The sequence below is a fragment of the Bradyrhizobium sp. C9 genome (assembly GCF_002532045.1).
Classification (GTDB): Bacteria; Pseudomonadota; Alphaproteobacteria; order Rhizobiales; family Xanthobacteraceae; genus Bradyrhizobium.
Window position 1 is genome coordinate 24,485 of record NZ_NWTG01000008.1, and the last position, 26,959, is coordinate 51,443.

The window sequence follows — 26,959 nt, forward strand, 5'->3', positions numbered from 1 at the left end:
CGGTTTAGCTAGACCGGCGGGATGTCGCTAGGGGGATTCTCGTCAAAGCCATGCATGCGCAGGGCCCATTGCAAGCCGATCACGGCTCCCTTGACCGGCTGCAACAGCGCCAGTGATGCGAACAGTGTGAGCGGCAGATAGATCGCAAGCTGCAGCCACACCGGCGGCGAATAGTCGGTCTCGATCCACAGCGCGGTCGGTACCACGATATGGCCGACGATGACGATGACGAGATAGGCGGGCAGATCGTCGGCGCGATGCGGCGAGAAATCGAGATCGCAGACCGGACAATGGCCGTCGCATTTGAGGAACTTGCGGAACAGCCGGCCTTTTCCGCAGCGCGGACAACGGCTGAGGAACCCGCGCTTCATTGCGGTCCATACGTCGCGCTTCTCGGGCTCGGCTGCATCGCGAGTCCAGACCACCGTCGGCGGTGTCACCTCCATGACGTGCCTCGCTTCGATTTGCCGGGCTTCTGTTTCGCCGGCTTGCGGTCTTTCTTGCGTGCCTTCCGTTCCTTGTGCGCCTTCTTGCCGGACCCCTTTTTTGGCCCCTTAGGCCCCTTGCCAAATCCCGCGGGGCGGCGGTCGGTTCCGACGCCGTCGCGTTTTCTGCCGCGCGGAATTGCCTGGCCTTCGGATAATAGCTCAAAGCGCAACGCGCCCGCCACCGGCGCGGCCTCGACCAGGCGCACGTCGACGACATCGCCGAGCCGATACATGGTGCCGCTGCGCGTGCCGATCAGCGCGTGGCGGGTTTCGTCGTAGTTGAAATATTCGCTGCCGATGGTGCGGATCGGGATCAGGCCGTCGGCACCGGTGTCGTCGAGCTTCACGAACAGGCCGGCGCGCGTCACACCGGAGATGCGGCCCTGGAACGAAGCGCCGATGCGATCGGCGAGGAAATGCGCGATCAGCCGGTCCGTGGTCTCGCGCTCCGCCTTCATTGCGCGGCGCTCGGTGACGGAAATCTGCGCGGCGACCTCGGCCAGCGTCTCCACGCTCTCATCGGTCGGCAAGGCGCCTTCGCCGAGGCCGAGCGCGCGGATCAACGCGCGATGCACGATCAGATCGGCGTAGCGGCGGATCGGCGAGGTGAAGTGCGCGTAGCGGCGCAGGTTCAAGCCGAAATGGCCGTAGTTCTCGGCGGAGTATTCGGCTTGCGCCTGCGAGCGCAGCACCACCTCGTTGACCAGCGGCTCATAATCCTCGCCGGAGACCTGTGCCAGCACACGGTTGAACTGCGCAGGACGCAGCGCGCCCTGCTTGGTGAAGGGCAGGTCGAGCGTCTTCAGGAATTCCTGGAGGTTGTGGACCTTCTCCTGGCTCGGCTCGTCATGCACGCGGTAGATCAGCGGCAGCGCCTTCTTCTCCAGCATCTCGGCGGCAGCGACGTTGGCGAGGATCATGAACTCCTCGATCAGCCGGTGCGCATCGAGCCGCTGCGGCACGATCACCCGATCGACGGTACCGTCCGGTTTCAGCAGAATCTTGCGCTCGGGCAGATCGAGATCGAGCGGGTCGCGCTCGTTGCGTGCGAGCTTGACCAGCTCATAGGCCGACCACAGCGGCTTGAGGATCGGATCGAGCAGGGGGCCCGTGGTGTCGTCGGGCCTGCCGTCGATCGCGGCCTGCGCCTGCGCGTAATTGAGCTTCGCGGCCGAGCGCATCAGCACGCGATGGAAGGTGTGCGAGCGCTTGCGGCCGTCGGCACCGATCACCATCCGCACCGCGAGCGCGCCGCGCGGCTCACCCGGCACCAGCGAGCAGAGATTATTGGAGATGCGCTCGGGCAGCATCGGCACCACCCGATCGGGGAAGTACACCGAGTTGCCGCGCTGGAGCGCGTCGCGATCGAGCGCCGAGCCGGGCCGCACATAGAAGGCGACGTCGGCGATCGCGACATGGACGATGAAGCCGCCCTTGTTGTTCGGATCGGAATCGACCTCGGCATGCACGGCGTCGTCGTGATCCTTGGCGTCCGGTGGGTCGATGGTGACGAGCGGCACGTCGCGCCAGTCCTCGCGGCCTTGCAAGGTCGCGGGCTTTGCTTCCTCGGATTCGCGCACGGCGGCGGCGGAGAACACCTGCGGGATGTCGTGAGTGTTGATCGCGATCAGGCTGATCGCCTTTTCACTGGCGATCGAGCCGAGCCGCTCCTTGACGCGTGCGGAGGCGAGCCCGTAGCCGCGGGTGCGGATCAGGTCGACACTGATGAGGTCGCCGTCCTCGGCGCCGCCGCTGTCGGCCTTGGCGATGTTGAGCTCGCGGCCGGCCTGCTTCTTGTCGACCGGGATCAGGCGCCCGCCGCCATCGGGGTTCTTGCGGAAGATGCCGAGGATGCGACTGCGGCCGTGATCGATCACCTTGATGATGCGGCCGCGATAGGGCGTGCCGTCGTTCTCGTCGGTCACCTCGACGTGGAGCAGCGCGCGGTCGCCCACGCCGGCGGTGGTGCCGGGCTTCGGCCGCCGCGGCATCTCGATGCGGATTTTGGGGGCGGTGCCGTCTTCCGAGTCCCACTCGGCGGGGGTGGCGATCAGCTCGCCATCGCTGTCGCGGCTGGTGATGTCGGCGAGCACGGTCGGCGGCAGCGCCGCCGGCTCGTGGATCTTGCGGCCGCGCTTGGCGACCGTGCCGTCGTCGGCGAGCTCGCGCAGGATCCGCTTCAGCTCGATGCGGTCGGCGTTCTTCAGGCCGAACTCGCGCGCGATCTCGCGGGTGCCGACCTTGCCTGGATTGGCGCGAATGAAGGCGACGATGGCGTCCCGGCCCGGAAAGCCATGGTCGGGTTTTCGTTTCACTTATCCTCTTGCCTTGCCGGCGCTCTTCTTCGCGGGCGCTTTCGCTGACGTCGATGACTTTGCGGGCGACGTCTTGGCACCGGAGGCGACCGGCGCGCGCGCCTTGCTGGTCGCATCCGTTTTCGGTTTCGCCGCAGCCTTCTTGGACGCAGCCTTCTTGGCGGGCTTGGCCTCGGCGTCGCCGTCGGTCTCCTCAGACGTCTTGGCCTTCTTGGCCTTGGCCGGCTTTTCCGCCTTCGCCTTCTTGGCCTTCTTGCCGCCGCCCTTGGCCGCGCGTTCGTCGATCAGCGCGATCGCTTCCGCGAGCGTGATCTCGTCCGGGGTGCGGTCGCTCGGGATCGTCGCGTTGACGCCGCCGGCGGCGACATAGGCGCCGTAGCGGCCGTTCTTCAGCGCGACGGCGCCGAGCGTCGGGTGGTCGCCGAGCGGCTTGCCCGGATCGGCACCGAAGCGGCGGCCGCTCGGGCCCTTGGCGATCTTCTCCGCGATCAGCGTGACGGCGCGGTTCAACCCGATGTCGAACACTTCGTCGCCGGCCTCGAGGCTGGCATAGGTCTTCTCGTGCTTCACGAACGGCCCGAACCGGCCGAGGCCGGCGGTGATCGGCTGCCCGGTTTCCGGATGCTTGCCGATCTCGCGCGGCAGCGACAGCAGCTTCAGCGCCAGTTGGAGATCGACATCGCCAGGCGAGGTGCCCTTCGGAATGCCGGCGCGCTTCGGCTTCTCGCCTTCGGCGTAATCCTTCTGCTCGCCGAGCTGGATGTAGGGGCCGAACCGGCCGGCCTTCACCGTGACGTCGAACCCGGTGTCGGGATCGGTGCCGAGCACGCGATCGGCGCTCTCGGCGCTGTCGGCCGCGAGCGGGCGGGTGTAGCGGCATTCCGGATAGTTCGAGCAGCCGACGAAGGCGCCGAACTTGCCGGCCTTGAGGTTGAGCCGGCCGGTGCCGCAAGTCGGGCATTGCCTGACGTCGCCGCCATCCGCGCGCGGCGGATAGATATGCGGGCCGAGCATCTCGTCGAGTGCATCGAGCACCTCGGCGACGCGGAGGTCCTTGATGTCGTTGACCGCGCCGATGAAGCCGCGCCAGAAATCCTGCAGCACCTGCTGCCAGCCGATCTCGTTGTTGGAGACGCGATCGAGCTGTTCCTCGAGGTCGGCGGTGAAGTCGTATTCGACGTAGCGCGAGAAGAAGTTCTCGAGGAACGCGACCACGACGCGGCCCTTGTCCTCGCCGTGCAGCCGCTTCTTCTCGAGCTTGACGTAGCCGCGGTCCTTCAGCACCTGCAGGATCGAGGCGTAGGTCGAGGGGCGGCCGATGCCGAGCTCTTCCATCCGCTTCACCAATGATGCTTCCGAGAAACGCGGCGGCGGCTCGGTGAAGTGCTGGGTGACGGCAAGGCTCTGGCGCTTCACCGCCTCGCCCTGGCTCATCGCGGGCAGGCGGCGTGAATCCTCGTCCTCTTCGTCGTCGCGGCTTTCCTGGTAGAGCGCGAGGAAGCCGTCGAACTTGATGACCTGGCCGGAGGCGCGCAGCTCCAGCACGCGGGCGCCGGCCTTGGCCTCGATGTCGACGGTGGTGCGCTCGAGCTCGGCGGACTCCATCTGGCTCGCAATGGTGCGCTTCCAGATCAATTCGTAGAGCCGCGCCTGATCGGCATCGAGCCTGCGGCCGATGGCGGCCGGGCGACGCGACAGATCGGTCGGGCGGATCGCCTCGTGCGCTTCCTGCGCGTTCTTGGCCTTGGCCTGGTACTGGCGCGGGGCATCCGGCACATAAGCGTTGCCATAGTCCTCGCCGATCACCTTGCGCGCCTGGGTGATCGCGGACGGATCGATCTGCACGCCGTCGGTTCGCATATAGGTGATGAGACCGGTGGTCTCGCCGCCGATGTCGATGCCCTCATACAGCCGCTGCGCGATGCGCATGGTGTGGGCCGGTGCGAAGCCAAGCTTGCGGCTCGCTTCCTGCTGCAGGGTCGAGGTGGTGAAGGGCGCCTGCGGATTGCGCCGCGCCGGCTTGGCCTCGACGGTCGCGACCTTGAACAGCGCGGCCTCGATCGCCTTCTTGAAGTCCTCGGCTTCCGCGCCGGAGCCGATGTCGAGCCGTGCGATCTTCTTGCCGTCGGCGCCGACCAGCCGCGCCTCGAAGGCTTCGCCGCGCGGCGTCAGCAGGGTCGCGACCAGCGACCAGTACTCCCTCGGCACGAACTTCTCGATCTCGAGCTCGCGGTCGCAGACCAGCCGCAACGCGACCGACTGCACGCGGCCGGCGGAGCGGGCGCCGGGCAGCTTGCGCCACAGCACCGGCGAGAGCGTGAAGCCGACCAGGTAGTCCAGCGCGCGGCGCGCCATATAGGCGTCGACCAGCGCGCCGTCGATCTGGCGTGGCGCCTTCATGGCGTCGGTGACGGCCTGCTTGGTGATGGCGTTGAACACCACGCGCTCGACCTTCTGGTCCTTCAGCGCGCGCTTCTCCTTCATCACCTCCAGCACGTGCCAGGAGATCGCTTCGCCCTCGCGATCAGGGTCGGTTGCGAGAATCAGGCGGTCGGCACCCTTGAGCGCCTTGGCGATGTCGTTCAGCCGGCCGGCGGCCTTGGCATCGACCTCCCAGATCATCTGGAAATTGGCGTCCGGATCGACCGAACCGTTCTTGGCCGGGAGGTCGCGAACATGGCCAAACGACGCCAGGACCTCGTAGGAGGACCCCAGATATTTGTTGATCGTCTTGGCCTTGGCAGGCGACTCCACAATGACGATATTCATGTCATTCCAATAGCTTACGGGAAAACTTGAAGGTGGGTTCCGCTAGACTCGCGGCCCGCCGTGTCGGGGCGAACATGGGTGCTGGGGCGGTCGGTGTCAAATCGCCAGATATTGAAGGGAGGGCTCAAGCTGTGGAGTTTCTATCCCAAGGGTTGAAAAATGCGTCCTAGAGTTGCGGCCGGAAAGGGCGTATCTCTTTATATATAGGGTGGGAATCGGATTAGGCCTTTTGAGCAGCACAGGGGGCGGGCAGAAGCCCAAGCCATCCGGCCAACGGCGACCGGAGGGCGAGGAGCCAAATGGGGAGGGCGGCCCGGACGACGCCCTGGTCCTGATCGCAGCGGCCGCGACCGAGCTCGCCAAACTCGCCCAGCGCCACAAATTCGACGTCCTCGACCATCTGCTCGCGATGACCCGCCTGGAGGCCGACGAGCAATTGCGCGCGCGCAGCCGAAGGAAGCTGTCGTGACGGACGTTGCGGGATGATGGGGCTGGCCCTTGTACGCAGGGCTCTCTCCATTCGTCGTCCTGGCGAAAGCCAGGACCGATAACCACCGCACTTGATGATGAGGCGTGATCGCGGCCCCAGCGTCGGGCGCCAATTGAGACTCGGGGTAATGGGTCCTGGCTTTCGCCAGGACGACATCGAGTGTGTGGCACGGCCTGGATCCACAGTCGTCGTCCCGGCTTTCGCCGGGACGACGATGAGGTGGTCACGCCGAAACCCGCCTCGCCACCTTCCGCACAGGTCGCGGCTTCAGCGTCGTATCAGCCGCCCCCAGCACACGTCCGTCCTGCGACAGCAGCGCGAGCTTCTTCACCGGTTTGCCCTTGTCGCGGTCGACCATGATGGTCGCGATCTCGTCCGGATGGTCGTCGAATTCCTCGGTCCATTGCCGGAGCGCGACCAGGATCGGAAAGATGCCGTGACCCTTCGGCGTCAGGACATATTCCTGATAGGCGCTGCCGTCGGAGGCGGGGACCGTCTTCAGGATGCCGCGCTCGACCAGCGTGCGCAGCCGTGTGGCGAGGATGTTCTTCGCCAGCCCGAGGCTGGCCTGGAATTCGCCGAACCGGCGCCGGCCGAGGCTCGCGTCGCGGATGATCAGGAGCGACCACCAGTCGCCGAACACGTCGAGCGCGCGCGCCACCGGACAGCTGTCGCCTGCAAGGCTGGTTCGTTTCACGACGCACGCTCCGAAAGTTGGGCCATCACGGTCTTGTGTGGTTGCAATATTAAACCTGATGCCCTAGGTAGGCAATGAAGTTTAATAATGCAACCAACTGGAGGTGGACATGAGACTGGCGAACAAGACGGCGTTGATCACCGGCGGCAACAGCGGCATTGGGCTCGCGACAGCAAGGCTGTTCGTCGCCGAAGGCGCCAAGGTCGTCATCACCGGGCGCAACAAGGAGACGCTCGCAGCGGCGGCGCGGGAGCTCGGGCCAAACGCGTTCGCGGTGGTGGCTGACGCCACCGATGTCGCGGCGCTGGAAGCCGCGGCGAAGCAGGGCGCGGAGAAGTTCGGCAAGTACGACGCGCTGTTCGCCAATGCCGGCATTCCCGGCCAGACACCGGTCGGCGGTACCACGCTCGCCGCATTCGAAAATGTGATCCGCACCAATCTGACCGGCGTGTTCTTCACCGTGCAGGCGGTCGCGCCTTATCTCAACGACGGCGCATCCATCATCCTCAATGGCTCGGTGATTTCGGTGCTCGGCAATCCTGGCTATTCGGCCTATGCGGCGAGCAAGGCCGGCGTGCGCGCGATGGCGCGTGTGATGGCCTCAGAGCTGTCGCCGCGCAACATCCGTGTCAACGTGGTGGCGCCGGGCGCAGTGCGTACGCCGATCTGGGGCGCGGCGATCGCAACGCCCGAGGCGGAGAAGGCGTTCGAGCAGCGCATCGGCAAGTCCACGCCGCTCGGACGTATCGGGGAACCCGATCACATCTCGAAGACCGTGCTGTTCCTCGCGTCCGACGACGCAGCGCATGTGCAGGGGCAGGAACTGTTCATTGATGGTGGCGCAACGGCATCTCCCGCGGGCGCGCCGATCTATCGCGGCTAGTTTGTTTCGCATTGTAACGAACGGCCGGTGTGAAGCAGTTCACACCGGCCGATTTCGCGCGCGACTAGTATCGCGCGCATTGAACCTTTGACGTACTCGCCGGACTCCTGAATGGGCGGGGATTTTTTCACCACGGAATCATTTTGGAGTTCCTTCATGCCGAAAGCAGCCCGCATTTCGACGCCGATCCCGGTTTCGTCTACGTCCGAAAATGAAAATTCAGACTCAGCGCAGTTTGTCACGGTCGCGCTGTTTTCCGGCATCGGTTTGTTGATCTCGCTCGTCGCCGTCATCTTCGGCATTCAAGGCGCCTGGTTCTGACTTCATCCATCTGAAGGGGCCTGCCGCCACCAGGGTGACGGCAGGAATATGATCGCGTCAGGCGGCGTTCAGGCTGCCGGCGGCCTGCAGCGCGCCTGCAACGGCCTTCTCGCGATGCTCGGGACCGACCTGGATCCCGTCGGCGGGGATCAGTTCGAGATTCTTGACGCCGATGAAGCCGAACACGCCGCGCAAATAGGTCTCGAGGTGCTCGAGCGCGGCCATCGGCGTGTCGGCGCCGTAATAGCCGCCGCGCGAGATTGCGATGATGACGCGCTTGTTGCCGGCCAATCCCTCGACGCCAGCGGCGCCGTATTTGAAGGTCTTGCCGGCGACCACGACGCGGTCGATCCAGGCCTTGAGCTGGGAGGGAATGGTGAAATTGTACATCGGTGCGCCGATCACAACGATGTCGGCGGCAAGGAACTCGTCCAGCACAGCCTGTCCGGTTGCGATGTCGTCGCGCACCGACGGGTCCGGCGCGGCGCCCTGGCTGGCGGCGAGATGCAAGCCGGAGAGGTGGGCGAGCGGCGTCTGGGTCAGATCGCGGTAGCTCACGATCAGGCCCGGATTGGCCTGGCGCAGCCGATCGACGGCGGCGGCCGAGACCTGGCGGCTGACGGAGTGGGGGCCGAGGACCGAGGAGTCGATGTGCAGAAGTTTCATGGCAGGGGTCACCTTTGGTATAGGTTTGTAACTGGCGCTATATGAGTGACCGCCCTAAATATCCGCAAGAACGCACATTTTTGAAACCCGAGCACAGCAATGAAACCCGAGCACATCCGTGTGCCTGCCCTTCCGCCTATGCCCGACCAGGATCACCGCGATTGCCGCGCGGTTGCCTCCGTATTGGCGCGGGTCGGCGACAAGTGGAGCGTGTTCGTGATCATGATGCTGACCGATGGGCCAAAGCGCTTCAACGAGCTGAAGCGCATGATCAACGGCATCTCGCAACGGATGCTGACGCTCACGCTGCGCGGGCTGGAGCGCGATGGCCTGGTGACGCGCACGGTGTTTCCGACTATCCCGCCGCGGGTCGATTACGAACTCACGGATCTTGGCCGCGGCCTGGCGAAGCCGGTGAAGGCGCTCGGCGAATGGGCGTTCGCGAATCTGTCGGAGATCGAGGGTGCGCGAAGCAGTTTCGATGCGCGCAACGAGTAGCGAGTGTTATCCGTCACCCTGAGATGCGAGCGGAGCGAGCCTCGAAGGGTCGACCGCCCCAACTCTCTCCGCGCCGAGATATCCGGGCCGTGCATCCTTCGAGGCTCGCTCCGCTCGCACCTCAGGATGACGGTCCCAGATTGGCGTGAGCCGCTTATTCGTCCACGCTAAATCATCGACACCAGTCCGCCACCGTGACGCTCCAGCCTGCCGGCGAGCTCGAGCTCCAGCAGCACCGCGCGAACGACCGCGGGCGAGACATTGGCCATCCGGATCAGATCGTCGAGGCTGATTGGGCTCGGTCCGAGCAGATTGATGATGCGGGCGCGATCTCCGCCATCAGTGGCAAAATCCATCGGCTCGTCGTCTTCGCGCACGCCAAGCATCACCGGCCGCTCCATGATCGGCGTGACCGCGCTGATGACGTCGGCGGCTTCGGTGACCAGCGTGGCGCCTTGCTTGATCAAATCGTTGGCGCCGGCGGCGCGTGGATCGATTGGCGAGCCCGGCACCGCGAACACCTCGCGGCCCTGTTCGGCGGCCATCCGCGCCGTGATCAGCGAGCCCGACCGGTGCGCGGCCTCCACCACCACGACGCCGAGCGAGGCGCCCGAGATCAGCCGGTTGCGGCGAGGGAAGTCGCGCGCCCGCGGCACGTGGCCGAGCGGCATCTCCGAGATCGCCGCGCCGCGCGCGAGCAGGGCGGCCAGCAGATCCTCGTGCTCCGGCGGGTAGATTTTGTCATGGCCGCCGGCCAGCACGGCGACCGTGCCGCTTGCAACGGTCGCGCGATGCGCCGCCTGGTCGATGCCACGGGCAAGGCCGGAGATCACGACAAAGCCGGCGTCGCCGAGATCGCGCGCCAGCTGGCTTGCAAATTTCAGCCCGGCGCCGGACGCGTTGCGGGAGCCGACGATCGCGATCATCGGGCGCACCAGCGTGTCGCGCGCACCGCGTACGCCGAGCAGCGGCGGCGCGTCGTCGATGGTGGCAAGCCGCGCCGGATAGTGGGCTTCCTCCGGCGCGACGAGGTCGATGCCGAACCTGGTGCAGGCCGCGAGCTCTGCGGCGGCGTCGGCCTCGCTCGTGATGCGCCCGGGTCCGGATGCGCCGCCGCGGCGCGCGAGATCGGGCAGGCGCTCCAGCGCATGCGCCGCATCGCCAAAATGGCGGAGCAGCGATGCAAAGGTGCGCGGGCCGACATTGTCGGAACGGATCAGCCGCAGGCGGTTGAGCCGTTCGATGTCGGTGAGTTCAGTGGTGCTGGGTGACCGGTCATGCATGCGGGCTCCAGCTTCGCCCAACCTTGGATTGTGATCAACTGCGACATTGGCGCCGCGGCGCGCGACGCGCTACAAGCGCTTGCCAAGAAGCCGTCAAGAAGCCGTCAAGAAAACAGGAAGTCTGCCGATGATTTCGCTTGCCGAACTCCAACGCCGCATCGCCTCGGGCGAATTGTCCGCCGATGCCGCTATCACGCAAACGCAGGAAGCCGTCGCGGCGCAGGACAAGACCATCGGTGCGTTCGTCTGCCATGACGCGACGGCGCGTGCGCAAGAGGCCGGGCCGCTGCGCGGCATTGCGGTCGGCATCAAGGATATCGTCGATACCGCCGGTTTCCCGACCGAGATGGGGGCTGTGATCTATCGCGGCCATCAGCCGCGCGCCGATGCGCCTGTGGTGATGGCGCTGAAGCGGGCCGGCGCCACCATCATCGGCAAGACCACGACGACCGCGTTCGCGGCGAACGATCCGACCGCAACGCTCAATCCGCACAATCACGCGCACACGCCGGGCGGATCGTCGTCGGGCTCGGCGGCCGCGGTCGCCGCCGGGATGATTCCGCTGGCATTGGGCACTCAGACCGGCGGATCGGTGATCCGGCCGGCCTCGTTCTGCGGCGTGGCCGCGATCAAGCCGAGCTATCGGCTGCTGCCGACCGTCGGGGTGAAGTGTTTTTCGTGGACGCTCGATACGGTGGGGCTGTTCGGCGCTGGCGTGCGCGATGTTGCGCAGGGGCTGGCGGCGATGACCAAACGACCTGACCTTGTGCTGCCGTCCGAGGTCGCGGCGCCGCGCATCGGCGTGGTGACGCAGGCCTTCGCCGGCGCGCCCGAGCCATCCGGTGCCGAGGCGTTGCAGAAGGCCGCGCGGGCGGCGGAGCGGGCGGGCGCAACCGTGCGCGAGCTTGCGATATCAGAGATCATCGCCGAGGCGTGGCGGATCCACCCGGTGGTGCAGGAGTTCGAGGCGCACCAGTCGCTCGCCTGGGAATACGAGCAAAACTACGATGCGATGCCGCCGCTGCTGCGCGGGCGGCTCGACGAGACCAAGGGCGGCACACCCGCCGAGTACGACGCGGCGATGGAGGTCGCGCTGCGCGCACGGCAGGCGCTGTCAGCGATTTTTGGCCAGGTCGATGTGCTGCTGACGCTGTCGGCGCCGGGTGCCGCGCCGCGCGGCTTGGCCTCGACCGGCGATCCCCGTTACAACCGGCTCTGGACCTTGATGGGCGTGCCCTGCGTCAACGTGCCGACGCTGATCGCCGAGGGCGGATTGCCGGTCGGCGTGACCGTGATCGCGGGCTTTGGCGATGACGCGAAGGCGCTGGCGGCGGCGAGCTTTGTCGAGAACGCGCTAAGGAAATAGTCTCCAGTCATTCCGGGGCGCAATTGCGCACCTGAGGGCGCGACGTCGTCGCGAGCCCGGAATCCATTTCACAGCGAAACATGCGGCTCGATGGATTCCGGGTTCTCGCTTCGCGAGCCCCGGAATGACGGAGAGAGTTACTTCTTCTCGCCGATCTTGCCTTCGGTGCCGGCCTGCAGCCGCTTGATGTTCTCGCGGTGCATGTAGAACAACAGCAGCGTCAGCACGGCGAACAGCGAGGCGAGCGCGTTGTGGCCGAACCACCACAGGAACAGCGGCGTCACGAACGCGGCGACGAGCGCCGACAGCGACGAGTAGCGTGTGGTGGTGGCGGTGCCGATCCAGATCACGGCAAAGATCAGCGCCGCCGGCCAGAACAGGCCAAGCAGCACGCCGATATAGGTCGCGACGCCCTTGCCGCCGCGGAATCTGAGCCAGACCGGGAAGAGGTGGCCAAGGAATGCGCCGAGCGCCGCGAGCATGGCGGCGTTCGGACCGTCGATCGAGCCCGCGATGATGACGGCGACGGTGCCCTTGAGCATGTCGCCGATCAGCGTCGCCGCGGCGAGGCCCTTGTGGCCGGTGCGCAGCACGTTGGTGGCGCCGATATTGCCCGAGCCGATGGTGCGCAGATCCTGCGTGCCGGCGAGCCTGGTCAGGATCATGCCGAACGGGATCGAGCCCAAGAGATAGCCGATCAGGAAGGCGGCCAGCAGCATCGCGTCAGCAGACATCGCGGTGGCTCCCCGGACGGTCGGTTCGGTCCATTTTGGACAATCCCATCAACGAAATATTAACCATCAATCCGCACCATGGCCTTGGAAATGAGGGACCTTATCATGGCTTCTGTTCGCAGGCGGCTGGAGCAGGTTTTCTTTGTCGTTTACGTCGCGGCCATCGTCGTCGGAACGACGATGGAGGCTATGTCGCAACTCGCGGCGCGCTGAGTTCCACCCCAGTCTAGACGTGTTCGTACACCGTCCGTCCGCCGACGATCGTCCGGGTCACGCGGCCCGAGAAGCGGGCGTCGTCGAACGGCGTATTCTTGCATAGCGATTTGAGGTCGTCGCGGTCGAGCACCCAGGGGATATCGGCGTCGATCACGATCACGTCGGCGGGCGCGCCGGCGCGCAGCGTGCCGCCCGGCAGGCCGAGCAGTTCCGCCGGCCGCGTCGACATCGCCCGGATCAGCGTCTTGAAATCCATCTCGCCATTGTGGATCAGCCGCAGCGCCGCCGGCAGCATGGTCTGCAGGCCGACCGCGCCGCTCGCCGCTTCCGCGAACGGCAGCCGCTTGACCTCGACGTCCTGCGGATTGTGATCGCTCATCACGACGTCGATCAGCCCGGAGGCGAGGGCTGCGACCAGCGCCTTGCGGTCCTCCTCCGTGCGCAGCGGCGGCGCCAGCTTGAGGAAGGTGCGGTACGGGCCGATGTCGTTCTCGTTCAGCGTCACGTGGTTGATCGAGACCGAGGCCGAGACGTGGAGCCCGTTGTCGCGGGCGCGTTTGAGGATTTCCAATGACTCGGTCGAGGTCAGCGACGCCGCGTGATAGCGGCCGCCGGTCAGCCCCGCGAGCCGCATGTCGCGCTCGAGCATGATCGACTCGGCGGCAGTCGGAATTCCGGCGAGGCCGAGCCGCGTGGCGAATTCGCCCTCGTTCATCACGCCTTCGCCCACGAGGTGCGGATCCTCGGTGTGATGCACGATCAGCGCGTCGAAATCGCGGGCGTAGGTCAGCGCGCGCCGCATCACCTGGGCGTTGGTGACGCTGCGGTCGCCATCGGTGAAGGCAACGGCACCGGCGGCCTTCAACAGGCCGATCTCGGTCATCTCCTGGCCCTGCATGCCCTTGGTCAGCGCCGCCATCGGGTGGATGTTGACGATCGCGGTGTCGCGGGCGCGGCGCAGCACGAAGTCGACGGTCGCCGAGTTGTCGATGACCGGCGAGGTGTCGGGCTGGCAGATGATGGTGGTGATGCCGCCGGCGGCGGCGGCCTGGCTCGCGGAGGCAAAGGTCTCGCGGTGGCTGGCACCGGGTTCACCGACGAAGGCGCGCATGTCGATCAGGCCGGGGGCCACGATCTTGCCGGCGCAATTGACGATGTCGGTGCCTTCGGGGACGCCGGCGGCGCCGATGCCGCGCTTGGCGTCACGGATCACGCCGTCGGCGATCAGGACGTCGCCCGGCCCGTCGAAGTCGCGGGACGGATCGATGACGCGGGCGTTGGCGAGCAGGATGGGGCGGCGGTCAGTCAGCATGGCGTCACGCGTTCGGCAGGTTGCGGGCGAGCGCTTCGAGCACTGCCATGCGCACCGCCACACCCATTTCGACTTGTTCTCGGATCAGCGATTGCGCGCCGTCGGCGACGAAAGTGTCGATCTCGACACCGCGGTTCATCGGGCCCGGATGCATCACCAGCGCATCGGGCTTGGCGTAGCCGAGCTTCTTCTGGTCGAGGCCGAAATAGTGGAAGTACTCCTGGCTCGACGGCACGAAGGAACCGTTCATGCGCTCGCGCTGCAGGCGCAGCATCATCACGATATCGGCGCCGTTCAGCCCCTCGCGCATGTCGCGCGCGACCTCGACGCCCATCCGCTCGATGCCGCGCGGCAGCAGCGTGGAGGGGCCCACGACGCGGACGCGGGCGCCCATGGTGTTGAGCAGGAAGATGTTGGAACGCGCCACGCGCGAATGCAGCACGTCGCCGCAGATCGCGATCGTCAGCCCCTCGATCCGGCCCTTGTTGCGGCGGATCGTTAGCGCATCGAGCAGCGCCTGGGTCGGGTGCTCGTGGGCGCCGTCGCCGGCGTTGATCACGGAACCGTCAACCTTGCGGGCCAGCAGCTCGACCGCGCCGGAGGCGTGGTGGCGCACCACCAGGATGTCGGGGTGCATCGCGTTCAGCGTCACCGCGGTGTCCATCAAGGTCTCGCCCTTGCGGGTCGACATCGATGACACCGACATGTTCATGACGTCGGCGCCCAGGCGCTTTCCGGCGATCTCGAACGAGGACTGGGTCCGGGTCGAGGCCTCGAAGAACAGATTGACCTGGGTGCGGCCGCGCAGACTGGCGCGTTTCTTGTCGACCTGGCGGTTGAGCTCGACATACTCCTCGGAGAGGTCGAGCAGGCCCGTGATGTCGTCGGCGGAAAGGCCCTCGATGCCCAGCAGATGCCGGTGACCGAGGACAAAAGTCGATTTTAATGATGGGGTCATTAAAGCGAGAGCTATAGGCGTGGATGGCCGGTGGGGCAAGCGCGAAGAGGGCCCGCAGGAGTTTTCCCCGAGTAAGATGGGGCGGGGTTTCTGCGCGGACAGGCCCGGGCTGCGGCGGGCCACCGACGGCTTGCTTTTGCTGGTCTTTCCGGAACAAGACGTGGACGGCCGGGATCAGCCCGGCGGCTGCACCGGAGCGGGAGCTCATGAAAGTTGTCGTGATCCTCGTCGCTGTTGCGGGCCTGGTCTCACCGGTCCTCGCCCAAGCGCTTCCCGGCGACTTCGCGTTCCTGCGCGATATTGATCCGACCATCATCCAGGACATCCGCTACGCGAGCTCCAACAATTTCATGGGGCGGCCGATCGCGGGCTATGGCGCTGCGGAATGCGTGGTGAAGCGGGAGGTGGGGCTGCGGCTCAAGGCCGTGCAGCAGGAACTGGCGCGGCAAAACCTGTCGCTGAAGATGTTCGATTGCTACCGGCCGGCCCGCGCGGTCGCCGACATGGTGGCGTGGTCGAGGAACGGCAAGGAGACTGCCGCCGAGCGGCGCTACAACCCGGCCTTCTCGAAGGCGGACCTGTTCCGCCTCGGCTATATCGCCACCCATTCCGGTCATTCGACCGGGGCGGCGCTCGATCTGACGCTGGTCGATCTGACCGCGGACAATTCGCGCAAGTTCGACCCCGCCAGGGATTATGCCGACTGCACCGCGCCGGTCGCCGCCCGCGCGCCCGAGGGCAGCGTCGACATGGGCACCGGCTATGACTGCTCCGACGTGAAGGGGCATACCGCGGCCAGTGCGATCACGCCGGCGCAGCGACGCTGGCGCAACCTTCTGGTCGCGGCGATGGCCCGCCAGGGATTTGCCAACTATTCCAAGGAATGGTGGCACTTCTCGCTGCCGGGGGCCGGCGGGGTGGCCTATGATTTCCCGATCACACGCGCGCACTAGCGGCTGGATTTTCCTCAAATCCAACGCATCTCGGCAACACAAAGCTTGCCATCGCTGAAGTAGCCGAATGCGCGTTCAACACTCCTTAATTGCGGCCGTATCAAGTGCCCGCATTGCGGGAGCACGAAACATGCGTTGGGCTGTTGTCATTGTTGCCGTCGGTGCGTTCGGCATCGCGATCTACGACCAGTACGACAAGGGCGCGAACTACCAGCGCGTCGATGCGCGCATCAGCAGCGTCAATGACCAGTGCTATCTTGAAAAGGTCGAGCGCGGCGTCGTCACCAAGACGACGTTCACGTCGGAACTCACTCGCTGCGAAACCGCCGAGCTGTTGCGGAAGGAGCATCCGAAGTGGCAGGGCTATCACGTGATGCACAAGATCGAGGTGCGCGTCGTGTATGTCTCGCCGGTCGATGGCGTCTCGCACCAGTCGAGCCTGGAGATGTCGTACTTCCCCAGCGGCAAGCCGCTGCGCGCCGGCGAGGTTCTTCCGGTACTGGCCTCCAAGACCAAGGCAGACAAGACGCGCATGATCTGATCGTCGCGCCGGTTCGGGAGGATTGGAGTTCGACCATGCGCCTTAGCCTCTACGGGATGATCGCGATCGGCGTCGCGGGCCTCTATGCCTATATCGAGTTCGACAAGCGGGTGAACTTCCGTCCGATCGACGCGCGCGTCAGCAGCGTCAAGGAGCAATGCTATCTGGAGAAGACCGAGGACAATCGCAGCTCGACCTCGGATCTGTTGCCTTGCGAACTCACCGAACTTCTGGCGCGCCATCATCCGAAATGGCAGGGCGCCGACATCAAGCACAAGATCGAGATCCGGTTTGCCTACATCTCTCCGGCGGACGGGGCCGCGCATGAATCGAACCTGCAACTGGCTGAATATCCGGATAACCGGCAACTGAGTCGCGGCGACATTTTTCCGGTCCAGGCTTCCAGGACGGAGGCGAACCGGACCCGCGCCAATGACTGGGTCGACCGCTGGCTCGGCCGTCATGCGCCGAGGCACGGAAGCATCTAGCGGACGTGTACTTTTCGCTGCCCCGCGCCGGCTTGCAGGCTTATGATCCCCCGATTCCAGTTACGGCGCTGCTGCCGCCAACGAAGACCGTTGTCCGGGCATCGCGCGCAGAGCGACCAATCGCCGGGGAGACCATGACGCAGGCTCCGTTCGCCACCCACGATGTGTTCAACCAGTCGCCGCCCTTTTGGGATGTCGACCTGTTCACGGCGGACGCGCCGCTCGTCGCGGCCGTCGCCGCCAATGGCGGGGCGGCGGCCGCGGCAGAGCTGTCGGATTTCGGCAAGCATTGGGGATCGGCGGCGATGGCGGAGCGCGGCCGGGTCGCCAACGAGAACACGCCGAAACTGAGAACCTTCGATGCCAGGGGCAATCGCCGCGACGAGGTCGAGTTTCATCCGGCCTATCACGAGCTGATGGCGCACTCGGCCCATGCCGGCGTTCACAACTCGACCTGGACCGCCGACGGCAAGCCGGCCGGCGGGGCGGCCGAAGTGGTGCGCGCGGCAAGGTTCTATATCGCGTCCCAGGTCGAGACCGGTCATCTCTGTCCGATCACGATGACTCGCGCCGCGGTCGCGGCGCTGGCCTCGCAGCCGGACGTTCTGGCGAAGACGATGCCGGTCATCGCAACGCGCGCCTACGACCCGGGTTTTGCGCCGTGGTGGACCAAGCGCGGCATGACGCTCGGCATGGGCATGACGGAGAAGCAGGGCGGCACCGACGTGCGCGCCAACATGACGCGCGCCGAGCGCGACGGCGACACATACCGCATCACCGGGCACAAATGGTTCATGTCGGCGCCGATGTGCGACGCCTTCCTGGTGCTGGCGCAGGCCGAGCAGGGGCTGAGCTGCTTCTTCATGCCGCGTTTTGCGCCCGACGGCACGGTCAATGCGATCCACTTCCAGCGGCTGAAGGACAAGCTCGGCAACCGCTCCAATGCCTCGTCCGAGGTCGAATTCCATGGCGCCCACGCCGAATTGATCGGCGAGGAGGGCAAGGGCATCCGCACCATCATCCAGATGGTGCAGCTGACGCGGCAGGATTGCGCGATTGCCTCCGCAGGCCTGATGCGCTCGGGGCTGGCGCACGCGCTCCATCATGCGCGGCATCGCAGCGTGTTCCAGAAGCACCTTGCCGACCAGCCGCTGATGCAGGCGGTGCTGTCGGACATGGCGCTGCATGTCGAGGCGTCGATCGCACTGGTGACGCGGCTCTGCCGCGCCTTCGATCGCGCGCCGACCGATGCGGGCGAGGCGGCCTATATGCGGCTGCTGACGCCGGCGATCAAATACTGGACCTGCAAGAGCGCGCCGGGCTTCCTCTACGAGGCGATGGAGTGCCTTGGCGGCAATGGCTATGTCGAGGAGGGCATTCTGGCGCGGCATTACCGGGAGTCGCCGGTCAATGCGATCTGGGAAGGCTCCGGCAACGTGATGTGTCTCGACGTGCTCCGCGCGCTCGGCCGCGAGGCCGATGCCGCGCTCGCCGTGCTTCGTGCGCTCGCCGATGACACCAAGGGTTTGCCGGGCGCCGCTGAGGCGGTCGCCTCGATCGGACAATCGTTCCGCCGGCCTGACGGCGAACGCATCGCACGGCTTGCGGTCGAGAAGCTGGCGCTGCTGGCCGCAACCGCCGCACTGAACCAGGTCTCGCCGAGAGATGCCGAGTTGTTCGCGGCGACCCGGCTTGCCGAACGCCACGCCGGCATGTACGGCGCGGTGGACCTCTCCGATGCCGATCAGCGCGCGCTGCTGGCGCGGGCGCTGCCATGAAGGTTTGCTGATGGACGCACTCAATCCCGATACTCCGCCGTCGGCTCTCGAACCGCCGCCACGCCCGCGGCGGGTCTGGAAGTTCTGGGGCACCGCGCTGTGGGGGCTCTTGATCTTCGTCGCAATGTTCGTCGGCCAGGTCGCGGTCGTGATCTACCGCATCATCGCGCTGGGCGGCGAACTGTCGGCGGCGGGCATCACCCATGTGGTTGCCGATGGTCTGACGATCTCGCTCTCGGTGCTCGCCGGCTTGCCGATGGTGCTGCTGGCGCTGTGGTTCGCGATCCGCCGTACCGGGATCCCGTTCGCCGATTACCTCGGGCTGCGCGGGACGTCGTGGAAGAACGTGATCATCGGCGTCGTCGCGCTCGTCGTGTTGGTCGGCGCCTGGGACATGGTGTCCCGCGCCGCCGGCCGCGAGGTGACGCCGGGCTTCATGGGCGACGTGCTGAAGTCGGCACAGGAGCACAGTGCGTTGTGGCTTCTGGTGATCGCCTTTGCCGTGGCGGCGCCGCTCTGGGAGGAACTGTTCGCGCGCGGCTGGCTCTACCGCGGCTGGTCGGAATCGAAGCTCGGCCCTTATGGCGCGATCCTGCTGTCGTCGATCGTCTGGACGGTGATGCACCTGCAGTACGACTGGTTCTTCCTGTGCGAGGTGCTGTCGATCGGTCTCCTGTTTGGCTATCTGCGCTTCCGCACCGGCTCGACCTGGCTGACCATCCTGCTGCACGGGCTGAACAATTTTGCCGCGACACTCCAGACCTGGTGGCTGGCGGGCTGAGCGTTCCCTATGATAGGTTGAAGCTAGGCCCACCTTCGCTGCAACGTTGTTGCAGAAAAATCCCACATGTCGAACTTCGAAAATGCCGGCGCGCCGGTCCCGGCTTCGGCGAAATCGCCGCGGGTATGGGATTTCCTCGAGACGACGCTTATTGGCCTTCTTGCCCACGGCGCGTTTCTTCTGGTGGGAGGGCTTGGTCTTCTTGTCCTTATGCTCGCGCAGTATGGGACAATCCCGATTGCTCAGGTTGGGCTCGAGGGACGCTGGCAGGGCGCAGGTCTGGTGCTCGGAAGTCCAGCTGCTGTCGCGGTGCTTTGGGTCGCTGTCCGCATGCTTGATCGAGACTTTTCCGAATACCTTGCGCTCAATTGGCCCAGTTCAAGAGAGCTTTTTCTCGCATTCGCGATCACGGCAGCCCTCTTGATCGTGGAGAGCTATTTTCGAGCTTTCGTTGGTGCAGATACGAGTTGGATCGCCCCTAGTTTGAACGTGCAAGGTCGGGTTGGCTTGCTCACCTTCCTGATCGGCTGCTGCTTGGCCGCGCCGATCATGGAGGAGTTTATTGTCCGCGGCTTTTTGTTTCGAGGCTGGTCGCAGTCCTTCCTCGGGCCAGTCGGTGCCATCATCTTGACATCTGTGGTTTGGGCTCTCAACCACACGCAATACGATTGGTCCGATCGTTTTTGTATATTCGTTCTCGGCCTCGCTCTGGGCTATTTTCGTTGGCGGAGTAATTCGACCTGGCTGACTGTGATCGTTCACTCGGCCATGAACATAATCAGCTCTCTCATGATAGGCCCTTACGTTTAACGCCCATCGCGACGATCACGATCGGCGCTGTGATGGCCGCCGTGATTGTCTGCAGCATGATGGTCCGGAACCCGTAGCGGCGCGTCGCCGTCCGCTGACGGAGGGGATATCAGCGGCCCTCTCAGAGTGCTATGATCTGGTTCAATGAACGAGCGCGGGCCGGACTGAAACCAGGCAGCGGCGGCTGCCGTCGTGCGAGCTCTTCTCATGGCGATGTTGATCCGAACGCTTTTGGCCGGCGTCGTCGCGCTGGCGTCTCTCGGCGCCATCACGCAGCAGGTGCGCGATGGAGGCGTGACCGCCACCGAAATCCGCATCGGCAATCTCATGCCGTATACCGGCGCACTGGAGATCTTCGGCCAGATCGGCAAGGCGGAAGCCGCCTATTTCGAGATGGTCAACGAACGCGGCGGCATCAATGGCCGCAAGATCCGTTTCATGTCCTATGACGATCTGTCGGATGCTTCCAACGCCTTGGACCTGACGCGCATTCTGGTCGAGACCGACAACGTGCTCTTGATGTTCGGTTCGTTCGGCACGCCGGAGAATCTCGCTGTGCGGAAGTATCTCAACGAACGGCAGGTCCCCCAGCTTTTTGTTGCCTCCGGCGATCAGGACCTCAGCGAGCCGTCTCTCTATCCCTGGACCATGGGCTGGCAGCCTTCGTACCGAGAGGAGGGGCGCATCTACGCCAACTACATCCAGGCCTTCTATCCCGGAAAGAAGATCGTGGCGCTTTGGGAGAATGACCAGTTCGGCCGCGAATTGTTCAAGGGATTGGTGCAAGGTCTGGGAGACGTCGCCCACAACATCAGGGTCGACATCGCCTACGATGTCGACGATCAGCATCTGGACGGCCACATATCGATCCTGAAGCAATCGGGCGCCGAGATCTTTGTGTTTGCCGGGGTGCCGGAAAATGCCTCGAAGGTGATCCGGGCCGCAGCCGACCACGGCTGGCGGCCGGTGTTCGTCGTGAACCAGATGGCGTCATCGATCGAGACGGTGCTCAAACCGGCCGGCACAGAGAATGCGACCGGGGTCATCACCGCCGCCTTCCTGAAAGATGCGAGCGATCCGGCCTGGCGGGAAGATCAGGGCGCCTGGCACAGCTTCCTCGACAAGTACACCAAAGCCGGCGGCAAGGATGACGCTGCCGCAGTCTACGGCTATGCCGCCGCCGAAACGATGGCCCAGGTGCTCAGGCAATGCGGCAACGATCTGTCGCGCGAAAACGTCATGAAGCAGGCTGCGGCGCTCAGGGATTATCAGGCATCCGCCTTGCTCCCGGGCATCAAGATCAATACCACGCAGTTCCATCCGGTCGAGCAATTGCGGTTGCTTCAGTTTGATGGCCGCAGCTGGCAGCCGATCGGCGATGTGCTCGATACGGCGTTCACCGGTTCGAGCGGGAAGTAGCGACGATCAGCACTGCGAGCGCAGGCCGCATGCTACGGCCCGACCGCGGCAATCACGACGGGCATCGTGATCGCCGCCAGGATCGTCTGCAGCGTGATGATCTGGGCGAGCAGGGGGGCGTCGCCGCCCATCTGCCGCGCCAGCACATAGGCCGACGGCGAGGTCGGCACCGCGGCGCAGGCCGCGACGATGGCGAGGTTGGCGCCGGTGACGCCGAACCACACCGCGAGCGCGACGGTCAGGATTGGCATCGCAACCAGCTTCAGGACCAGCGCGACGCTGGCGGCGAGGCTGGGACGGAAGATGCCTTCCAGATGCAGCCCGGCGCCGGTCACGAGCAGCCCGATCGCCAGCGACGACCCTCCGAGCGCGTCGGCGACGTCGTGCCAGATCTTCGGGAGCGGGACATGCGCGACGTTAACGGCGAGCCCGATGACGCAGGCCCAGATCAGCGGGTTCTTCACGACAGTCATCACGATGGCGCCGGCGGACCGCTTCCCGGATGAGGCATATTTCGCCAGCACGGCGACGCTGAAGACGTTGACCAGCGGAATGATCGCGACCATCGCGACCGAGGCCAGCGCAAGTCCGACCTTGCCGTAGAGATTGCCCGATACCGACAGCGCGACATAGGTCTGCCAGCGGGTGGCGCCCTGGAAGATCGAGGAGAAGGCCGGGCCGTCGACGCCGGCGCGGGCGAGCGGGCCGCGCAGCGCAAGACAGAGCAAGCACATCACGAGCGCCGCGAGCAGCAGCGCGCCGCCGACGCCCGCAACCGGCACCTTGGTCAGATCGGCCTTGACCAGCGTCTGCACCAGGAGCACCGGGAACAGCACGTAATAAGTGAGCTGCTCCAGTCCGTGCCATTGCGTATCGAGCCGCATCAGTGTGCGTCTCAGGATGAAGCCGAGCACGATCAGCAAAAACACCGGCAGCAGCGCCGCGATCACCACGGCCATCGTCAGCGGTCCCCGCGCAGCTTCGCCAGCCGGTCGAGTGCGCCCTGCAGGATGAAGATCGCGGCGTGCTCGTCGATCACCTCAGCGCGGCGGGCGCGGCTGACGTCCATCCCGATCAGCTCGCGCTCGACGGCTGCGGTCGAGAGCCGTTCGTCCCACAGCCCGATCGCAAGCGTGGTGAGGCCTGCGAGGTTGCGGGCAAAGGCCCGGGTCGATTGCGCCCGAGGGCCCTCGCTGCCGTCCATGTTGATCGGCAGGCCCAGCACGAAGCCGACGGCGCTGCGCTCGGCCGCGATCGCGAGCAGCCGCGCCGCGTCGGCCTTGAACTGCTTGCGCTTGATGGTCTCGACGCCGGTCGCAAGGCGCCGGTCCGGATCGGAGACGGCAACGCCGATGGTCTTGGTGCCGAGGTCGAGGCCGACCAGTGCGCCACGCTCGGGCCAATGCGGCGCGGCTTCGATCAGGGGAAGGATGGGGGCGGGCATGGCCCAGCCCTTACCATGCGCCCGCGCGGTGAGGCAAAGCCCGATAGGCGTGGCGTCCATGCGAAAACGCCACGCCTTCTTGAAAGGCTCGAGGCGTGTTGCGGCTGTCAGCCTTTGGTGCTCTACTTGTTGGCGCTGCGCGAATTATCCTTGGACCGGCTTCTCTGCCGTCCGGAACGGCGCGGCCAAAAGCAGCAGCCTTCTGAACGGTTCGTCAGCTTAGCGCAGGTTGTCGGAGGACGCGTCTTGGAGCGCAGGCTTGCAGCAATTCTGGCTGCGGATGTGGCCGGCTACAGCCGTCTCATGGGCATGGACGAGGAAGGCACGCATGCTCAATTGAAGGGGCATCGGCATGCGCTGGTCGATCCGAAGATCGAAGAACACAGGGGCCGTATCGTCAAGACGACCGGAGACGGCCTGCTGGTCGAGTTCGCGTCCGTGGTCGACGCGGTACGATGCGCCGTCGAAGTGCAGCGCGGGATGAGCGAGCGAAACGCCAGGGTACGTGTCGACAAGCGGATCGAATTCCGCGTCGGCATAAACCTCGGCGACGTCATGATCGAGGGGAACGATATCTACGGCGATGGCGTGAACATCGCCGCACGGCTCGAGGGGATAGCTGAACCGGGCGGAATTTGCATTTCGCGCCAGGCACGCGATCACCTGGTCGAAAAACTCGCGTTCACTTGCGAGAAGATGGGACTTCGCAACCTCAAGAACATCGCGAAGCCCGTCGAGGTCTATTCGGTGAACTTCAGTTCCGTCAGCATGGCGCAGGAGATCAATTATTGCCGTGCGCCGGATGGGGTGCGACTGGCTTATGCCACCGTTGGGCAGGGTCCACCCTTGGTCAAGACAGCAAACTGGATGAACCACCTTGATTATGATTGGGAGAGCCCGATTTGGCATCATTTGCTGGAGGGCTTGGCGAAGGATCACACGCTGGTTCGCTACGACGCGCGAGGCAACGGGTTGTCGGATTGGGATGTCGATGAGGTTTCTCTCGATGCTTGGGTCAGCGACTTGGAAACCGTGGTCGACGCCATGGGCATCGAGCGCTTTCCGCTTTTGGGCGTATCCCAGGGATGTGCCATCTCCGTTGCTTATACCGTGCGGCATCCCGAGCGCGTTTCTCACTTGATCTTGTATGGCGGCTTTGCGCTGGGCGGCGCCAAGCGATCGCCGCAGGAGCACGAGAAGCGAAAGGCGATGGGGACTTTGATGCGCCTTGGTTGGGGCATGGACGATCCGGCATTCCGGCAGATGTTCACTTCGCAGTTCATTCCTGAGGGTACAAAGGAACAGGCCGATTGGTTCAACGACCTTCAACGCAAGACGACGTCGCCTGAATGCGCGGCTCGCTACTTTGACGTCGTGGGAAATCTCGATGTGCGCGAGTTGCTCCCGCAGGTGCAGGTGCCGACGCTCGTGATGCATGCGCGTGACGATCTAATCGTCCCGATCGATGCGGGCCGGCAAATGGCGGCTGGGATCCCCGGTGCTCGTTTCGTCGCGCTTCCCGGGCGGAATCACCTCTTTCTGAAGCACGAACCCGCCACAGCCCGGTTCTTCGACGAGATAAGTTTGTTTTTGACCAGGTGATTCCCCGCTGGAGACCTCAGGCCGCAGAATAGCTCTCAAGCCGCTATGACGCGATCGTCACCGGGAAGGCAGACCGCCAGTCCCTGCAGGGCGCTGGACTGGTGCGCGGTGCGGCGCTGGATGAACAGCGTCTCGACATGCGCATGCTGCGGATTGAGCTTGTGGATCTTGATGTCGCGCTGGACGTGGTCGCGCTCGACCACCGCGCGCGGCAGGAGTGTCACGCCCATGTCGGCGGCGACGCAGCCGACCATGCCGTCGAGCGTGCCGAGCTCGAAGCGGGCGGCCGACGGCCAGCCGAACTCGGTGAATATCTGTTCGAGGCGTTGCCGGTAGGTGCAGCCGGTGCGGAACACCAGTGCAGTCGGGCCCGACTCCGGCGTGCCGGCGCGCAAGGCCGCGAGCGATTTCCAGCGTTGCGCGGTGACGAGCACCAGTTCCTCTGTGAAGGCTGTCGTCGCCGACAGTTCGGCGTGCTCGATCGGGCCGGCAACGAAGGCGCCATCGAGCGAGCCGTCGAGCACGGCCGCCACGAGGTCAGCAGTCGGCGCGGTGCGCAGGGTCAGGCGCACGGCCGGATAGCGGCGATGAAACTCGGCAAGCAGCGTCGGCAGCCGCACCGCGGCGGTGGTCTCCATCGAGCCGATCGAGAGCGGCCCCTTCGGCTCGCCATCGTCGCGCGCGGCGAGCACGGCCTCGCGCGACAGCGCCGCCATGCGCTGCGCATACGGCAACAGGCGGCGGCCGGCGCCGGTCAGCGACATGCCGCGGCTGTGACGCTCGAACAGTGCGGTGCCGATCTCGGCCTCCAGCGCCTTGATGCGCTGGGTGACGTTGGACTGCACGGTATTCAGCTCGTCGGCGGCCCGGGTGATGCCGCCGAGCCGGGCGACCGTGGAAAAGGTGAGCAGGTCGGTCAATTCCATCTGGGACCACCGTTTCATTTTAGAGATGGTAGCGTTCTCTAGTATTCATTTTCCGAGAATGTTAGGCCCGCTTAGGCTGCGAGTCCAGAACAGCAAATCCGGAACAGGGAGCAACGCATGCCGATCGGCACCGAATTGACGGCACGTCTTCGCATCGCGCATCCGATCCTGGCGGCGCCGATGGCGATGATCACGGCAAGCCGGCTGGTCATGGCGGTGAGCGATGCGGGCGGCTTCGGCATTCTCGGTGGCGGCTATGGAGATCAAGCCTGGCTCGCGGCGGAGACCGCGGTGCTCAGGCGATATCACCGCCCGTTCGGGATCGGCTTCATTACCTGGAGCCTCGCTCAGCAGCCCGAGTTGATCGATATCGCGCTGGATGCCAAGCCACACGCGGTGATGCTGTCGTTCGGCGATCCCGCGCCGTTCGCGCCCAGGATCAAGGCCGCGGACGCGCTGCTGATCTGCCAGGTGCAGAGCGAGGAAATGGCGCAACAAGCGCTCGATTGCGGCGCCGACATCCTGATCGCGCAGGGCACGGAGGCGGGCGGTCACGGCGCGTCGCGCACCACGCTCGATATCGTGCCTGCAATCATCGATTTCGCGGCGGGGCGCGTCCCGGTCGTCGCGGCCGGCGGCATCGCCGATGGCCGCGGCTTGGCTGCGATGATGATGCTCGGCGCATCCGGCGTGCTGATGGGAACGCGATTCTATGCCAGCGTCGAGGCCGATGCGCCCGAGCGGGCGAAGCAGCTGATCTGCGCCGCGAAGAGCGGTGAGACGGTGCGCGGCGTGGTGATGGACTGGTCGCGCAAGCTGATGTGGCCGGCGCCATTCACCGCGCGCTCGCTTGCCAACGATCATCTGCGGCGCTGGTCCGGCCGCGAGATCGAGTTGATGCAGCGCGCGGACGAGATCGCGGTGGAATACGCCGCGGCGAGGACCGCAGGCAATTTCGAAATTGCCGCTGTGTTCGCCGGCGAGTCCGTCGGGCTGATCCATGATATCGTTCCTGCGGCCGAGATCGTCGGCCGCATCGTCGCCGAGGCCGAGCAGACGCTGCACGGCCGGCGCAACTTTTTTCCTTCTCCCCTTGTGGGAGAAGGTGGCGCGGATGCAATCCGCGCCGGATGAGGGGTCTGTATCCGCGGAGACAAACCCCTCACCCGCGCTCGCTTTGCGAGCGCACCCTCTCCCACAAGGGGAGAGGGTCATTCGGAG

At 65.4% G+C, this 26,959-nt stretch carries 26 protein-coding genes; 13 read left to right on the forward strand and 13 right to left on the reverse strand.

What is annotated here, in order from left to right:
* Positions 1–8: 8 nt before the first annotated feature.
* From CO675_RS18710 to topA, 3 genes are read right to left on the reverse strand one after another with little or no spacing between them, the layout of a single operon-like run.
* Positions 9–446 (reverse strand): DUF983 domain-containing protein, encoded by a 438-nt coding sequence (locus CO675_RS18710; RefSeq protein WP_097673386.1) that lies wholly within the window; start codon positions 444–446, stop codon positions 9–11.
* Positions 437–2,803: a ribonuclease R gene (gene rnr, locus CO675_RS18715; protein ID WP_097673387.1), complete on the reverse strand. Its 2,367-nt coding sequence runs from the start codon at positions 2,801–2,803 to the stop codon at positions 437–439. Before rnr ends, CO675_RS18710 begins: the two co-directional genes overlap by 10 nt.
* Entirely contained in the window at positions 2,804–5,572 is a 2,769-nt protein-coding gene (topA, locus tag CO675_RS18720; RefSeq protein ID WP_097673388.1) for a type I DNA topoisomerase, read from the reverse strand.
* A gap of 229 nt (positions 5,573–5,801) precedes the next feature.
* Here topA and CO675_RS18725 point away from each other — a divergent pair, with 229 nt between their 5' ends.
* On the forward strand, positions 5,802–6,041 hold the full coding sequence (locus CO675_RS18725) for a hypothetical protein (protein WP_097673389.1): 240 nt from the start codon (positions 5,802–5,804) through the stop codon (positions 6,039–6,041).
* A 244-nt stretch (positions 6,042–6,285) separates the two neighbouring features.
* Here CO675_RS18725 and CO675_RS18730 read toward each other — a convergent pair whose 3' ends face one another.
* Positions 6,286–6,759 (reverse strand): winged helix-turn-helix transcriptional regulator, encoded by a 474-nt coding sequence (locus CO675_RS18730; RefSeq protein WP_097673390.1) that lies wholly within the window; start codon positions 6,757–6,759, stop codon positions 6,286–6,288.
* Between the two features lie 109 nt (positions 6,760–6,868).
* Here CO675_RS18730 and CO675_RS18735 point away from each other — a divergent pair, with 109 nt between their 5' ends.
* Positions 6,869–7,642 (forward strand): glucose 1-dehydrogenase, encoded by a 774-nt coding sequence (locus CO675_RS18735; RefSeq protein WP_097673391.1) that lies wholly within the window; start codon positions 6,869–6,871, stop codon positions 7,640–7,642.
* Here CO675_RS18735 and CO675_RS40605 read toward each other — a convergent pair.
* Together CO675_RS40605 and CO675_RS18745 are read right to left on the reverse strand one after the other, a co-directional pair.
* A complete protein-coding gene (locus CO675_RS40605) occupies positions 7,639–7,944 on the reverse strand; it encodes a hypothetical protein (RefSeq protein WP_158231269.1) in 306 nt (101 codons plus the stop codon). The genes CO675_RS18735 and CO675_RS40605 overlap by 4 nt on opposite strands.
* A 76-nt stretch (positions 7,945–8,020) precedes the next feature.
* Complete coding sequence (locus tag CO675_RS18745) at positions 8,021–8,629, reverse strand: FMN-dependent NADH-azoreductase (RefSeq protein ID WP_097673392.1); 609 nt, start codon at positions 8,627–8,629, stop codon at positions 8,021–8,023.
* Between the two features lie 99 nt (positions 8,630–8,728).
* Between CO675_RS18745 and CO675_RS18750 the strand changes: the two genes are divergently transcribed.
* Positions 8,729–9,127 (forward strand): winged helix-turn-helix transcriptional regulator, encoded by a 399-nt coding sequence (locus CO675_RS18750; RefSeq protein WP_097673393.1) that lies wholly within the window; start codon positions 8,729–8,731, stop codon positions 9,125–9,127.
* A 167-nt stretch (positions 9,128–9,294) separates the two neighbouring features.
* Here CO675_RS18750 and dprA read toward each other — a convergent pair whose 3' ends face one another.
* Positions 9,295–10,410: a DNA-processing protein DprA gene (gene dprA, locus CO675_RS18755; RefSeq protein WP_097673394.1), complete on the reverse strand. Its 1,116-nt coding sequence runs from the start codon at positions 10,408–10,410 to the stop codon at positions 9,295–9,297.
* 127 nt (positions 10,411–10,537) lie between these two features.
* On the opposite strand from dprA, the gene CO675_RS18760 reads away from it, so the two are divergent.
* Complete coding sequence (locus tag CO675_RS18760) at positions 10,538–11,776, forward strand: amidase (protein ID WP_097673395.1); 1,239 nt, start codon at positions 10,538–10,540, stop codon at positions 11,774–11,776.
* A 137-nt stretch (positions 11,777–11,913) separates the two neighbouring features.
* On the opposite strand, the gene plsY is transcribed toward CO675_RS18760, so the two are convergent.
* From plsY to CO675_RS18775, 3 genes are all read right to left on the reverse strand, one after another.
* A complete protein-coding gene (gene plsY, locus CO675_RS18765; protein WP_097673396.1) occupies positions 11,914–12,510 on the reverse strand; it encodes a glycerol-3-phosphate 1-O-acyltransferase PlsY in 597 nt (198 codons plus the stop codon).
* 226 nt (positions 12,511–12,736) lie between these two features.
* Complete coding sequence (locus CO675_RS18770) at positions 12,737–14,038, reverse strand: dihydroorotase (RefSeq protein WP_097673397.1); 1,302 nt, start codon at positions 14,036–14,038, stop codon at positions 12,737–12,739.
* A 4-nt stretch (positions 14,039–14,042) separates the two neighbouring features.
* Positions 14,043–14,996: an aspartate carbamoyltransferase catalytic subunit gene (locus tag CO675_RS18775; protein WP_097673398.1), complete on the reverse strand. Its 954-nt coding sequence runs from the start codon at positions 14,994–14,996 to the stop codon at positions 14,043–14,045.
* Between the two features lie 206 nt (positions 14,997–15,202).
* On the opposite strand from CO675_RS18775, the gene CO675_RS18780 reads away from it, so the two are divergent.
* The 7 genes from CO675_RS18780 (at position 15,203) to CO675_RS18810 (ending at position 21,766) form a co-directional block, all read left to right on the forward strand.
* The gene (locus CO675_RS18780; RefSeq protein WP_097673399.1) at positions 15,203–15,949 is read left to right on the forward strand and encodes a M15 family metallopeptidase; all 747 of its coding nucleotides are present in this window, start codon (positions 15,203–15,205) and stop codon (positions 15,947–15,949) included.
* A 130-nt stretch (positions 15,950–16,079) separates the two neighbouring features.
* The gene (locus CO675_RS18785; protein ID WP_097673400.1) at positions 16,080–16,490 is read left to right on the forward strand and encodes a hypothetical protein; all 411 of its coding nucleotides are present in this window, start codon (positions 16,080–16,082) and stop codon (positions 16,488–16,490) included.
* Between the two features lie 35 nt (positions 16,491–16,525).
* Positions 16,526–16,978, forward strand: a complete 453-nt coding sequence (locus CO675_RS18790) for a hypothetical protein (RefSeq protein WP_097673401.1) — start codon at positions 16,526–16,528, stop codon at positions 16,976–16,978.
* 134 nt (positions 16,979–17,112) lie between these two features.
* Complete coding sequence (locus CO675_RS18795; protein ID WP_097673402.1) at positions 17,113–18,756, forward strand: acyl-CoA dehydrogenase family protein; 1,644 nt, start codon at positions 17,113–17,115, stop codon at positions 18,754–18,756.
* 10 nt (positions 18,757–18,766) lie between these two features.
* On the forward strand, positions 18,767–19,537 hold the full coding sequence (locus CO675_RS18800; protein ID WP_097673624.1) for a CPBP family intramembrane glutamic endopeptidase: 771 nt from the start codon (positions 18,767–18,769) through the stop codon (positions 19,535–19,537).
* Positions 19,538–19,603: 66 nt separating this feature from the next.
* On the forward strand, positions 19,604–20,347 hold the full coding sequence (locus CO675_RS18805; protein ID WP_245452813.1) for a CPBP family intramembrane glutamic endopeptidase: 744 nt from the start codon (positions 19,604–19,606) through the stop codon (positions 20,345–20,347).
* Between the two features lie 207 nt (positions 20,348–20,554).
* Entirely contained in the window at positions 20,555–21,766 is a 1,212-nt protein-coding gene (locus CO675_RS18810) for an ABC transporter substrate-binding protein (protein ID WP_097673403.1), read from the forward strand.
* 32 nt (positions 21,767–21,798) lie between these two features.
* Here the strand turns inward: CO675_RS18810 and CO675_RS18815 are convergent, their stop codons facing one another.
* Both CO675_RS18815 and ruvX read right to left on the reverse strand, forming a co-directional pair.
* Positions 21,799–22,725, reverse strand: coding sequence for an AEC family transporter (locus tag CO675_RS18815; protein ID WP_097673404.1), 927 nt, complete (start codon positions 22,723–22,725; stop codon positions 21,799–21,801).
* A 2-nt stretch (positions 22,726–22,727) separates the two neighbouring features.
* Positions 22,728–23,210, reverse strand: a complete 483-nt coding sequence (gene ruvX, locus CO675_RS18820) for a Holliday junction resolvase RuvX (protein ID WP_097673405.1) — start codon at positions 23,208–23,210, stop codon at positions 22,728–22,730.
* A 126-nt stretch (positions 23,211–23,336) separates the two neighbouring features.
* Between ruvX and CO675_RS18825 the strand changes: the two genes are divergently transcribed.
* Complete coding sequence (locus CO675_RS18825) at positions 23,337–24,812, forward strand: alpha/beta fold hydrolase (protein ID WP_245452814.1); 1,476 nt, start codon at positions 23,337–23,339, stop codon at positions 24,810–24,812.
* Positions 24,813–24,847: 35 nt separating this feature from the next.
* Here CO675_RS18825 and CO675_RS18830 read toward each other — a convergent pair whose 3' ends face one another.
* Complete coding sequence (locus CO675_RS18830; RefSeq protein WP_097673407.1) at positions 24,848–25,738, reverse strand: LysR family transcriptional regulator; 891 nt, start codon at positions 25,736–25,738, stop codon at positions 24,848–24,850.
* 117 nt (positions 25,739–25,855) lie between these two features.
* Here CO675_RS18830 and CO675_RS18835 point away from each other — a divergent pair, with 117 nt between their 5' ends.
* Positions 25,856–26,872 (forward strand): NAD(P)H-dependent flavin oxidoreductase, encoded by a 1,017-nt coding sequence (locus CO675_RS18835; RefSeq protein WP_097673408.1) that lies wholly within the window; start codon positions 25,856–25,858, stop codon positions 26,870–26,872.
* Positions 26,873–26,959: the final 87 nt, after the last annotated feature.